The 10,849-nt window shown below is 35.8% G+C and carries 9 protein-coding genes; 6 read left to right on the plus strand and 3 right to left on the minus strand.

What is annotated here, in order from left to right; genetic code table 11:
• Nucleotides 1–28 precede the first annotated feature (28 nt).
• The 3 genes from ACIQ1E_RS07175 (at nucleotide 29) to ACIQ1E_RS07185 (ending at nucleotide 5,765) form a co-directional block, all read left to right on the plus strand.
• The gene (locus ACIQ1E_RS07175; protein WP_396170023.1) at nucleotides 29–1,969 is read left to right on the plus strand and encodes a DEAD/DEAH box helicase; all 1,941 of its coding nucleotides are present in this window, start codon (nucleotides 29–31) and stop codon (nucleotides 1,967–1,969) included.
• A gap of 140 nt (nucleotides 1,970–2,109) precedes the next feature.
• Complete coding sequence (locus tag ACIQ1E_RS07180) at nucleotides 2,110–2,877, plus strand: carboxypeptidase-like regulatory domain-containing protein (protein WP_396170025.1); 768 nt, start codon at nucleotides 2,110–2,112, stop codon at nucleotides 2,875–2,877.
• 188 nt (nucleotides 2,878–3,065) lie between these two features.
• On the plus strand, nucleotides 3,066–5,765 hold the full coding sequence (locus ACIQ1E_RS07185; RefSeq protein ID WP_396170026.1) for a phosphoenolpyruvate carboxylase: 2,700 nt from the start codon (nucleotides 3,066–3,068) through the stop codon (nucleotides 5,763–5,765).
• A gap of 197 nt (nucleotides 5,766–5,962) precedes the next feature.
• On the opposite strand, the gene ACIQ1E_RS07190 is transcribed toward ACIQ1E_RS07185, so the two are convergent.
• The 3 genes from ACIQ1E_RS07190 to ACIQ1E_RS07200 all read right to left on the minus strand — a co-directional run bounded on the left by ACIQ1E_RS07190 (nucleotide 5,963) and on the right by ACIQ1E_RS07200 (nucleotide 7,549).
• A complete protein-coding gene (locus ACIQ1E_RS07190) occupies nucleotides 5,963–6,349 on the minus strand; it encodes a hypothetical protein (RefSeq protein WP_396170027.1) in 387 nt (128 codons plus the stop codon).
• Nucleotides 6,350–6,481: 132 nt separating this feature from the next.
• Nucleotides 6,482–7,150: a TrmH family RNA methyltransferase gene (locus tag ACIQ1E_RS07195; protein ID WP_396170029.1), complete on the minus strand. Its 669-nt coding sequence runs from the start codon at nucleotides 7,148–7,150 to the stop codon at nucleotides 6,482–6,484.
• A 21-nt stretch (nucleotides 7,151–7,171) separates the two neighbouring features.
• Nucleotides 7,172–7,549 (minus strand): hypothetical protein, encoded by a 378-nt coding sequence (locus ACIQ1E_RS07200; protein ID WP_396170031.1) that lies wholly within the window; start codon nucleotides 7,547–7,549, stop codon nucleotides 7,172–7,174.
• Between the two features lie 129 nt (nucleotides 7,550–7,678).
• Between ACIQ1E_RS07200 and ACIQ1E_RS07205 the strand changes: the two genes are divergently transcribed.
• The 3 genes from ACIQ1E_RS07205 to ACIQ1E_RS07215 all read left to right on the plus strand — a co-directional run bounded on the left by ACIQ1E_RS07205 (nucleotide 7,679) and on the right by ACIQ1E_RS07215 (nucleotide 10,638).
• Nucleotides 7,679–8,371, plus strand: coding sequence for an SIR2 family NAD-dependent protein deacylase (locus ACIQ1E_RS07205; protein WP_396170033.1), 693 nt, complete (start codon nucleotides 7,679–7,681; stop codon nucleotides 8,369–8,371).
• A 115-nt stretch (nucleotides 8,372–8,486) separates the two neighbouring features.
• A complete protein-coding gene (purB, locus tag ACIQ1E_RS07210; RefSeq protein ID WP_396170036.1) occupies nucleotides 8,487–9,833 on the plus strand; it encodes an adenylosuccinate lyase in 1,347 nt (448 codons plus the stop codon).
• Between the two features lie 31 nt (nucleotides 9,834–9,864).
• Entirely contained in the window at nucleotides 9,865–10,638 is a 774-nt protein-coding gene (locus tag ACIQ1E_RS07215) for a polysaccharide deacetylase family protein (protein WP_396170038.1), read from the plus strand.
• The last annotated feature ends 211 nt before the right edge of the window (nucleotides 10,639–10,849 follow it).

The raw sequence follows: 10,849 nt of genomic DNA on the forward strand, positions 1-10,849 counted from the left end.
ACCTTTGCGCCAAATTTTAAAAACATATATGAATAAATTTGAACAATTAGGATTGAGTGAATCGCTACAGCGTGCGATTATCGATCTAGGATTTGAGAATCCGACCGAAGTACAGGAGAAAGCGATTCCCCTATTATTGGAACAAGACACAGATTTAGTTGCGTTGGCTCAGACAGGGACAGGGAAAACGGCAGCTTTTGGTTTTCCAGTCATTCAAAAAATTGATGCCAACAACAGAAATACACAGGCGTTAATTTTATCACCTACCCGCGAACTATGTTTGCAAATTACAAACGAAATTAAAAACTACTCAAAATACGAAAAAGGTATTAATGTAGTGGCTGTTTATGGTGGTGCAAGTATTACAGAACAGGCTAGAGAGATCAAAAGAGGTGCGCAAATTATTGTGGCTACTCCAGGTAGAATGCAAGACATGATTAACAGAGGATTGGTAAACATTACTCAAATTAATTACTGTATTCTTGACGAAGCAGACGAAATGTTGAATATGGGTTTCTACGAAGACATTGTAAACATCCTTTCGACAACGCCAGACGAAAAAAGCACTTGGTTATTCTCGGCTACAATGCCTGCAGAAGTAGCCAGAATTGCGAAACAATTTATGCACAATCCGTTAGAAATAACTGTTGGTGCTAAAAACTCAGGTTCAGCAACGGTTTCACACGAATTTTACTTGGTAAATGCCCGTGATCGTTACGAAGCTCTTAAAAGATTGGCTGATGCTAATCCAGACATTTTCTCGGTAGTTTTTTGTAGAACAAAACGTGATACACAAGCTGTTGCCGAAAAATTAATCGAAGACGGATACAGCGCTGCCGCTTTGCACGGAGATTTATCTCAAGCACAACGTGATGGGGTTATGAAATCTTTCCGTGGTCGTCAAATCCAAATGCTTGTAGCTACAGACGTTGCTGCTCGCGGAATTGACGTTGATAACATTACTCACGTAGTAAACTATCAATTACCTGACGAAATCGAAACCTACAATCACCGTTCTGGCCGTACTGGTCGTGCAGGAAAATTGGGAACTTCTATTGTTATTGTAACTAAAAGTGAAATCCGCAAGATTTCAGCAATCGAAAGAATCATCAAACAAAAATTCGAAGAAAAAACAATTCCATCTGGAATTGAAATCTGCGAAATTCAGTTGTTGCACTTAGCGAACAAGATTAAAGACACTGAAGTTGATCACGAAATTGACAACTACCTACCAGCTATCAATAACGTTCTTGAAGGTTTATCTAAAGAAGAATTGATCAAGAAAATGGTTTCTGTTGAATTCAATCGTTTCATCAATTATTACAAGAAAACAAGAGACCTATCTTCTCAATCTTCAGGTTCTGACAGAAGAGAACGTGATGATAGAGAACCAAGAGAAAACAACAATGGCGGTGCTACAAGATACTTTGTAAACATTGGATCGCGAGACAATTTCGACTGGATGTCATTGAAAGATTACTTGAAAGAAACACTTGACTTAGGTCGTGATGATGTTTTCAAAGTAGATGTAAAAGAAGGTTTCTCTTTCTTTAACACCGACCCAGAACATACTGATAAAGTAATGGAAATACTGAACAACGTACAATTAGAAGGTCGTCGTATCAATGTTGAAATTTCTAAAAACGATGGTGGCGGAAGACGTGATCATAACGGAAGAAGTTCTGGTGGTTTCGGCGGAGGCCGTTCAGGTGGCGACCGTGGTTCAGCACCTAGACGCGAAGGAAACTTTGCTCCAAGACGTGAAGGAGGATTCAGAAGTGACCGTGGTTCAGCTCCGAGAGAAGGTGGTTTTGGTGGAAGAAGCGAATCAAGAAACGCATCTGCTCCTAGAACTGGCGGATTCTCAGACAGATCTCCGAGACGCGAAGGCGGTTCATCCGAAAGACCAGTAAGACGTTCTGAAAACTTTGGTGATACACCAAGAGAAAAAAGACCAAGAAGAAGCTAAATCTTCAATCATTATCCCTGTCCAAAAGACGGGGATTATGGAATTGAAAATTAGCTGATTTTGTTAATTTTCTTATAATTATAATGAAACTACAAAATATTTAATCCCGTTTTACTACTTTTAAAGTTTTAAATCTGTTTATGAAATATTTTGTAGTTTTTCTTTTTTTAATACTCTCCTCAGCAGCTTTTTCGCAAGTTATTGAACCCGCACAAACCGTCACTGGGACCGTCATCAATGAAATCACAAAATTTCCTTTACCAAATGTAAACATTATCAACATTAATAAAGTACGCGGAACTACTACAGATGAGAAAGGTAATTTTGAACTAGCAGTTTCTGTAAATGATACACTTCACATTACATTAATTGGTTTTCAATCTTTGAGAGTCAGAGTAACCAATGACTGGGTTAAAAACAAAACCACTAAAATCCAACTAACGGAAAAAGCCTATGCTCTCGAAGAAGTAGTTGTAGGACGATACAATTTAACCGGCTACATAGAAGTTGATTCCAAGTTGATACCAGTCAAAGAAAATTACCGCTACAGCATTTCTGGTCTAACCGAAGGCTATGAAGCAGGCGAATATTCGCCGAATGCTTTTGGCAAAGTAATGGGATCCATTTTCAATCCAGCGGATGCTTTGTATAACTTTTTTGGAAAAAAACCTACCGAACTCAAAAGGTTGAAAGAAATGAAAAAGGATGATACCGTCCGAAATCTTTTAGAAACCAAGTACGACCGCGAAACTATTGCCGTACTTCTGGGCGTGGATAAAAAAGAAATTGCAGAAATTTTGGAACGCTGCAATTACTCCGAATCTTTTGTAAAAACGGCAAATGACCTGCAAATTCTAGATGCTATAAGTGGATGCTACGAAGAATATAAGATTTTGAAAAAGAAATAATCGCCCTTTTGTAGAATCTTATAGTTACTCCACATTACCATCGTTTGCCTTTCTTAAAATAGTAGTGAGAAAACGAGACGATTGATGAAAAGCACTTGATTATTTATCGTTAAAATGCAATTGTCCCTTGCAATACAAATCTTTGCATTCTATCTTTGTAAATTAAATGTAATTATAAACATATTAATATGAAGAACAGTAACAAGTTTCAAAAAATAAGCGATGATCGAACTTTTATCATTGATTGTTATCTTGAAATGCTATCTAGAATCAATGAACACGAAGTAATAGAACTGGTAAAAAGCAATGATTTTTCTGAAAAAGAAAATACTCCAATTTCAACTGACAAAATAATTCAGTCTTTGAGTATCTATTTCCAGCTGATGACTATGGTCGAAGAAAATGCGGCCACTCAGTACCGCAGACAAATGGAAAATCGCGAAAGTATCTTTTCGATTCGAGGTTCTTGGGCAGAGGCTTTTAAGCTTTGGAAAGAAAAAGGCATTAGTGAAGACGAAATGCTACAAACGCTTTCACAAACCCTTGTAAACCCAGTTCTTACAGCACATCCGACTGAAGCAAAACGAATTACAGTTATTGAAATCCATAGAGAATTATACCTACTTTTAGTACAACGAGAAAACACTTCACTAAGCAAATTAGAACAATACAATATTAAAGAAAACATCATCAGCCTTTTGGAAAGATGGTGGAGAACCGGTGAAATCTACCTTGAAAAACCAGACATCAAAGATGAACGTGCCAATATCATTTACTATTTAAGTAAAATTTTCCCTGCTGTATTAGAAAAAAGCGATCAACAACTTAAAAGTTCTTGGATTGAGATGGGACTAAATCCAGACAAAATCAAGAATGCCGAAGTTTTTCCTAAAATTAATTTTGGTAGTTGGGTTGGAGGGGATCGAGATGGACACCCTTTTGTAACGCCTAGTATCACTCAGGAAACTTTAGTTCTACACCGAAAAAATGCTCTTTCACTGATCAAAAATCAGTTAGTTGCTGCTGCTGTGAAGCTATCAGTTTCCGCCATTCACAATCCAGTTCCTTTCAGTTTATTGGAAGCTCTGGATAAAAAATCAAAAGAACTAGGATTAAAAGGTGAGGAAGCTGTAAAAAGAAATCCTTATGAACCTTGGAGACAATACTTCAATTTACTACTAGCTAAATTAGAAAACACCAGCGATAACAACATTTATGATGCTGAATCCTATTATAAATCCAGCAAAGATTTACTCAATGATCTTAAATTTTTCAGAGATGTTCTTGTGGAAAATGGAATGAAGGGTATATCTGAAAGCATCATTTTCCCAATTGAGCGTGCCGTAAGTTGTTTCGGCTTCCATTTGGCAAAATTAGATATTAGACAAAATAGTGCATTTCACGACAAAGCCATTTCGCAAATATTGCAAGCCAATGGCGAAAAAGATTTTGATTTTGAAAACTGGACTGAAGAGAAGCGTGTAGCGCATTTAAACAAATTATTAGAAAGCCATTCGCTTAATACTGACATCACGGTTTATTATGGCCCTGAAGCCGATAATGTTTTAGACTGTTACCGAGTGGTTCGCAATCATATCAATTTATACGGCTCCGATGGAATTGGTTCATTTATCGTTAGTATGACCCGAAATCTGAGTGATTTATTGGCTGTTTATTTCTTTATGAAAGAAACCCAATTATTGAACACCAATATAAAAGTTGTCCCACTTTTAGAAACCATTGGTGATTTACAAAACGGACCAAACATTTTAGATCAATTCCTTAAACATACGATTACACAGCAAAGAGCTTCAAGAATAGAATATAAACAAGAAGTTATGGTGGGTTATAGCGATAGTAACAAAGATGGAGGAACTATCGCAAGTAAATGGAACTTGTACAAAGCCGAGCAAGAATTGAACAAAATTGGGGCAAACAATAAATTCAATGTGTATTTCTTCCATGGAACCGGCGGAACCATTAGCCGCGGAGGTGGAAAATACCATCGTTTTCTAGAAAGTATGCCATTGAATACCGTAAACGGAGCAATAAAAATAACCGTTCAAGGAGAGACTATTGCGCAATTATTTGGTAATCCGCTTACAGCTACATACAACTTAAACGCATTGACTTCGGGAGTTGCCAAGCATTCTATTTTAAGTAAACACAATGCAGAAACGAGTAAATATCCACTTGAAGTAATGGATTTATTAGCTCAAAAATCATTTGAACATTACCGAGAACTGATAGAAACACCTGGATTTATCAATTTTTACAGTAAATCTACTTGTATTGATGTTTTAGAGAAAAGTAAAATTGGTTCGAGACCAGCTCGAAGAACAGGAACTAGAACCCTGAAAGACTTAAGAGCTATCCCTTGGGTATTTAGTTGGAATCTTTCTCGTTTCACCTTAACAGGTTGGTATGGAATCGGTGGAGCCTTAAATAATTTGAAAACTGAAAATCCGGAGGCATTCCAAAGTTTGAAGGGCAGCATTAATGATTGGGATTTTCTCCGATTCTTAATGATTCAGACCGAAACAAATCTTATTCTTACCAATACAGAGATTATAAAGCTTTATGCCAATTTAGATGAAACTACTGCGGAGCGCGATGCATTTATGTCGAAGATTTTAGAAGATTATAAAAATGGAGTTGTACTAATCGAAGAACTTTTCGACGATAAAAGTGTTAATAGAAGAGATGGTCAATATGACAATTTGCAATGGCGAAATGAAAAATTGAATACATTGCACCATTTACATATCAAATATCTTAAACAATGGAGAGATTTAACAGATGAAGATAATCCTGAAAAAGATAAAATTCTTTCGAAATTACTTGGAATAATTAATTCAATTTCTAGCGGATTAAAAAACACAGGTTGATAAATTGCCGGATGCAAGTGAACAAAGCAAATGGGTAATTGAGAAGTAAAAAAACATTAACTTTTTACTGTCTGCCAATATTTTACTAGTCAAAATAATTTGCATATCCAGTATTAGCAATTTGGCATCCAACAAATAAGCATAAAAAACCTCGCAAAGCCTTTGTTTTGCGAGGTTTAATTTATATACAAAATTGACTAATCTATCTGAATTCCAATATCTTCAAGTATTTCGAAAAGATAAGTACTATGGCTCGGATCGTAATTCTCGACACCACTTATGTACCACTTCGCTATTACAGAAAGTTGAAAAGGAGTATAATCATCTGTTTCTTCAATACTCAATCCTAGCAACCCAGCAAGAAGAAAATCTTCCAGAATTTTCATTGTTACAATTCGTGGTGGAATTCCTTTCGAAATTTGACCATTCATTTCCTCGTAATCCATACGTCCAGAATTGAAACCAGAAATATATCCCAAACTGCATTTTTTACTATCCATTTGCACTGTAGGATTCTGACCATTAGAATATCCATCAAGATAATCTTGCCGATACGATGAACCGAAAACATTTTTAGTATCCATGTAATGATGAGTTTAAAATTACACTACAAACGTATAAACAATACTTTGCATAAAATATTATAATCGTTTAAAGGACAAAAAACTCTTTAATTTACAAGTGCCGTGTAGCTTATCGATAAAATAAAGAGCAAATTATTGCTTTTTCTCTACTTCAGTATAATATCTTTCCTCGATTCTTTTGATATCTTTTATGGATTTTCTAGTCCAATAAAATCGTTTTTCTAGAATTTCTTCTTCAGACAAATGCCAATTTACCTCGGATTTTCGCAATCTGTTGGTCAGATTTTGAATGATAATCGCTGCCGAAACTGAAATATTCAAACTTTCGGTAAAACCTGCCATTGGGATTTTAAGGAATCCATCGGCTTTTTGCATAATTTCTTCCGATAATCCGTCTCTTTCAGTGCCAAAAAACAAAGCGCTTGGCTTCGAAATATCGAAATCTTCAAGTAAACAATCATTTTCGTGCGGGGTAGTGGCAATAATTTGATAACCTTTATTTTTCAAGGATTCTAAACAATTAGACACACAATCGAATTTATTAATGTCAACCCATTTTTGTGCTCCCATCGCGATTTCCTTGTCAATACTTTTTCCATAGCGCTGCTCAATGACATTCAATTCCTGAATACCAAAAACTTCGCAACTGCGCATGACCGCACTGGCATTGTGCATCTGAAAAACATCTTCCACCACAACGGTAAAATGCTTGGTTCTGCTTTCTAATACTTTTAGAAATTTAGCTTTCCGATTTTCGGTAAGAATGTTTTCGAGGAAATGAAGGTAATCGAGGTCAATCATAAAAAATAATTTATCAAACTACTACTTTTCTATCAACACATTGATTAAGCCCAAAACGACGGCCGAACCTAAATTTGTAGTTCCGTACGGATTGAATGAATCTTTTCTGCTTCCTATCCAATTATTTTCAAGATTTATTCTTGGCGTCATACTTATATAATTACCATTATGTAAAAAATAAACATCATTAATTCTTGAATTAGAGTTGTAAACAATTAGTTGAGATGCAAGATCCTTTTTTGCATTAAAGTCGAAAGTGTATTGTATCACAGGTAAATTATCAAAATGAATTTTGAAATAATCTTTTTTTATGGCGAGTGTATCAGCGAGTGTGACTGCTTTTTGTGCAAAAAAGAAAGTACTGTAGATTATCGCAAATACTAGTATGAGTCTGTTCATTATCTATTAATTATTAATTGCAAAAAGACCAATATCAAATATACAAATATTCCTAGATTTAGATTAAAATCACTACTTTTAATTTCAAAATAATCTTCGTGCCTTTGCGCCTAATTAGCAAAATAAAATATGAAAAAGAAACTAGTAGTATTAACCGGAGCGGGAATCAGTGCCGAAAGTGGCATAAAAACATTTCGTGACGCCGATGGACTTTGGGAAGGTCATAACGTATTGGATGTCGCAACTCCCGAGGGTTGGCACAAAAATCCAGAATTAGTACTCGATTTTTACAATCAAAGACGCAAACAATTACACGAAGTACAGCCCAACCTCGGGCATCAAATATTGGCAACATTAGAACAAGACTTCGATGTGCAAATCATTACGCAAAACGTAGATAACTTGCACGAAAAAGCAGGGAGTTCGAATGTGCTGCATCTTCACGGCGAGTTATTGAAAGTAAGAAGTACCGCAAATCAAAACTATATTTTAGACTGGGAAACCGATTTGAATTTGGGCGATTTTGATGATAAAGGTCGCCAATTGCGCCCGCATATTGTTTGGTTTGGCGAAGAAGTCCCAGCACTTGAAGAAGCTGTAGAAATTGTACAAAAAGCTGATATACTCATCATAATCGGGACTTCCTTACAAGTGTATCCCGCATCGGGACTGATGCATTACGCAAAACCAAGCGCTCCTGTATATTACATAGACCCAAAACCTGCCCAGATTTATGATTTGCCCAATGACATCAAAATCATTGCTACAACTGGATCAGTTGGGATGAAAATCATTCAGAAAGACTTAGAAAAATTGCAATAGCAATTTCAGTGACAATAACAATTTCAATTATCAATTTAATCTAAAAAACAGTAAACTAAACACTGATTACTGAACACTATTCCTTATTTTTGCGCTTTCTAAAAAACCGACAACAATGACTACATTAAACGAATTAAACGCAGTATCACCAATCGACGGAAGATACAGAAGCAAAACAAGTTCACTTTCAAAATATTTCTCTGAAGAAGCTTTAATCAAATACCGTGTATTGGTTGAAATTGAATATTTTATTGCGCTTTGCGAAATTCCTTTACCTCAGCTTGCAGCCGTAAACCCAAATACATTCGAAAGTTTACGCAACATCTATAAAAACTTCTCCACAGAAGACGCACTTTGGATCAAAGAAACCGAAAAAGTGACCAACCACGATGTAAAAGCCGTGGAATATTTCATTAAAGATGCCTTCGAAAAACTAGGTTTGTCTCAATACAAAGAGTTCATCCACTTTGGATTGACTTCACAAGATATCAACAATACTGCGATACCACTTTCGACCAAAGAAGCTTTCGAAAAAGTGTATATGCCTTCGTTAATCGCTTTGACCTCAAAATTGAAAGATTTGAGCATCGAATGGAAGGATATTCCAATGCTTGCTAAAACTCACGGTCAACCGGCTTCGCCAACCCGTTTGGGTAAAGAAATCGGTGTTTTTGTAGAACGTTTGGAAGAGCAAATGCGTTTGTTGTTCAACATCCCGTTTGCCGCCAAATTTGGTGGAGCAACCGGAAATTACAATGCGCATCACGTGGCTTATCCTCAAACCGATTGGAGAAAATTTGGAGGGAATTTCGTTGAAGAAATCCTTGGATTACACCACTCCTTCCCGACTACACAAATCGAACATTACGACCATTTTGCTGCATTTTTTGATGCATTGAAAAGAATCAACACCATCATCATTGACTTGGATAGAGATATTTGGACCTATGTTTCGATGGAATATTTCAAACAAAAAATCAAAGCAGGAGAAATAGGTTCCTCGGCAATGCCACACAAAGTAAACCCAATTGATTTTGAAAATTCGGAAGGAAATCTAGGAATGGCAAATGCTATTTTCGAACACCTTTCGGCTAAATTACCTATTTCACGTTTGCAACGCGACTTGACTGATAGTACAGTTTTGAGAAATATTGGCGTGCCAATGGGACATACTTTAATTGCATTCGAAGCCACTTTGAAAGGCTTAAACAAACTACTTTTGAACGAACCAAAATTCGCGGAAGATTTAGAGAAAAATTGGGCAGTTGTTGCTGAGGCTATTCAAACCATTTTACGTCGTGAAGCCTATCCAAATCCTTACGAAGCTCTAAAAGGACTGACTAGAACTAATACAGCGATAACTAAAGATTCAATTCACGAATTTATTGGAACTCTTGATGTTTCAGCAGAAATCAAAGCCGAATTGATGCAAATTACACCAAGTAATTTCTTGGGAATCTAAGAACAAAGACTATTATAAGCAACTAGTAATAATGAATAATTTTATTCTAAAAACGATATTACTTTTCGCTTTCTTTGCTTTCTTTTCTTGTGAAAACGAACCGGTAGCACCCTCAAACAAACCCTATAAGGCCGGGGTGATTTTGTCGTTTGATGACGCCTACATCAATGATTGGTATGCGACCAATCAAAAGTTGAAGAAATATGGATGGAAGGGAACTTTTTTTGTTTGCAAAATAAATACCTTAGACATATCCGAAGTCGAGAAACTTATTGAAATGCAAAAAGATGGACACGAAATTGCAGGCCATACTTATGATCACTTCAATGCTGTCGATTATTTGCGTGTACACACTATGAGCGAATACATGAGCAAAGAAATCGACCCAATGCTTCGCTTGATGAATTTCTATGGTTTAGATGTTAGTACTTTTGCCTACCCTTACGGCGGGAGAAATAAAAAACTGGATGCTGCCCTGTTGAAAAAATTTAAGATCATCAGAGGAAGAGCTTTCTGTGAACATGTGGCTAAAAAGCAAGGATGCTATTATGACAACTCGAATTTAGTTTTTAGTTTTAGTATCGACGATACACACAACCACTTCAATATTCCACATCTATTGGAATTGTTAGAGTATGCTAAGAAAAACAACAAAATTTTGATCTTAAATAGCCATAAAACTGTAGAGAAAGTAAACGGTGACTACCAAACAAAAAATGCCACTTTGGAATACATTTGCAAATACATCAAAAGTAATAATATGAATTTTTACACTTTAGCTGATGTAGAAAAGCTGCAAAAATGACAGTCGTTTATAGTTAAGATCACTTCACGGCATTCGCTTTTAAAAATTTTTAGCCACGAATTTCACTAATAAACACGAATTATAACTATTTAGTCATTCCTTAAAAACAAATTAACAATCTGATTGTTAATAACTTATGATAAAATAATATTAAAAAAGGCTCTGTTAAATTGCCAAAAAGTGTATATTTCGGTATAAAAAAGTGGCAATA

Origin of the sequence: Flavobacterium sp. (assembly GCF_044348915.1) — a bacterium.
In the GTDB taxonomy this organism is placed as follows: Bacteria; Bacteroidota; Bacteroidia; order Flavobacteriales; family Flavobacteriaceae; genus Flavobacterium.